Below are 1,909 nucleotides of genomic sequence, written 5' to 3' on the forward strand. Positions count from 1 at the left end.
AGATGTGTATAAGAGACAGGGGCAACGGGCGGACCTCGTCGTCGTCGCCCCCGCCACCGCGGACCTGCTCGCCCGCGCGGCGAGTGGTCGGGCCGACGACCTCCTCACGTCCACGCTCCTCACCGCCCGCTGCCCGGTGCTCCTCGCCCCGGCCATGCACACGGAGATGTGGGAGCACCCCGCGACCCGACGCAACGTCGACACCCTCCGGGGGGACGGCATCCACGTCATGCCGCCGGCGTGGGGCCGGCTCACGGGGGCGGACACCGGCGCCGGACGACTTCCGGAGCCTGCCGACATCGCCCGGCTGGCCCGACTCCTGCTCGACGGGGGATCACTGCCGTGGGACCTCGCCGGGAAGAACGTCGTCGTCACCTCCGGCGGCACGCGCGAGGAGATCGACCCCGTTCGCTTCCTCGGCAACCGCAGTTCGGGCAAGCAGGGTCACGCGATCGCCGCGGTGGCCGCCGCCCGGGGGGCCCGCGTGACGCTGGTGACGTCCTCCGATCTGCCGACTCCACCCGCGGTCGAGGCCGTGCACATCGAGTCGGCGCTGGAAATGCGTGAGCGGACGCTGCGCGCAGCGGCCCACGCGGACGTCGTGATCAAGGCCGCCGCCGTCGCCGATTTCCGGCCGGCCGACGTGGCGGACTCCAAGCTCAAGAAGGACAGCGGGTCGGAGCCGACCGGGATCCGGCTGGTGCGCAACCCCGACATCCTCGCCGACCTGGTCGCCGCCCGCGGGTCCGGAGACGTCCCGGCCGACTGCGTGCTCGTCGGGTTCGCCGCCGAGACGGGCGACTCCTCCGGCACCGTCCTCGAACACGGCAGGGCCAAGCTCGCCCGGAAGGGGTGCGACCTCCTGGTGGTCAACGAGGTCGGACGCGGCACCACCTTCGGCGAGGACGTCAACGGCGGGTGGATCCTCGACTCCTCGGGCGGCGAGGTGCTGGTGGACAGGGCGAGCAAGGACGTCCTGGCCGGTCGGATCCTCGACGCGGTGGCGGCGATGTGGAGCCGACCCTCCGGCGTGAGCGCCGCGGACCGCACCGACTAGTCTGTTCCCACGCGATCCCACCATGGAAGAGAGAACCACTGTGACGCAGGCACTCCGGCTGTTCACCAGCGAGTCCGTGACCGAGGGCCATCCGGACAAGATCTGTGACGCGATCTCCGACTCCATCCTCGATGCGATGCTGGCGCAGGATCCGGACGCCCGCGTCGCGGTGGAGACCATGGTCACCACCGGTCAGGTCCACGTGGCCGGCGAGGTCAGGACGAGCGGCTACGTGGAGATCCCGCAGCTCATCCGCGACACGATCGTCAAGATCGGCTACGACTCCTCGGACAAGGGCTTCGACGGCGTCTCCTGCGGCGTGTCGATCTCGATCGGCCAGCAGTCCCCGGAGATCGCCCAGGGTGTGGAAACCTCGCACGAGGCCCGCACCGGGGACGGTTCCGCCGAGGACGCCATCGCCAGCCAGGGCGCAGGCGACCAGGGCCTCATGTTCGGCTACGCCTGCTCGGACACCGACGAACTGATGCCGTTGCCGATCGCACTGGCGCACCGCCTGTCTCGTCGACTCACCGAGGTCCGCAAGGACGGGACCCTGCCCTACCTCCGCCCGGACGGAAAGACCCAGGTCACCATCGAGTACGACGGTGACAAGGCGGTCCGGTTGGACACGATCGTCATCTCGACCCAGCACGCGGAGGGGATCGACATCGAGACCACACTGCGTGACGATCTGACCGAGCACGTCATCGACCCGGTGCTGGCCGAGGCGGCCGGCGGGATCGACACCGCGTCGCTCCGGCTCTTGGTCAACCCGACGGGAAGTTTCGTCCTGGGCGGCCCGATGGGCGACGCCGGGCTGACCGGTCGCAAGATCATCGTCGACACCTACGG

At 70.3% G+C, this 1,909-nt stretch carries 2 protein-coding genes; both read left to right on the forward strand.

What is annotated here, in order from left to right:
• Positions 1-1,057: bifunctional phosphopantothenoylcysteine decarboxylase/phosphopantothenate--cysteine ligase CoaBC (gene coaBC / locus B4M60_RS15140; protein WP_291085925.1), on the forward strand; the 1,057-nt coding region annotated here is incomplete at its 5' end.
• 40 nt (positions 1,058-1,097) lie between these two features.
• Positions 1,098-1,909 (forward strand): methionine adenosyltransferase (gene metK / locus B4M60_RS15145; protein WP_291085928.1); only part of this gene is annotated, 812 nt, incomplete at its 3' end.

Source organism: Dietzia sp. UBA5065 (assembly GCA_002415925.1).
Lineage (GTDB): Bacteria > Actinomycetota > Actinomycetes > Mycobacteriales > Mycobacteriaceae > Dietzia.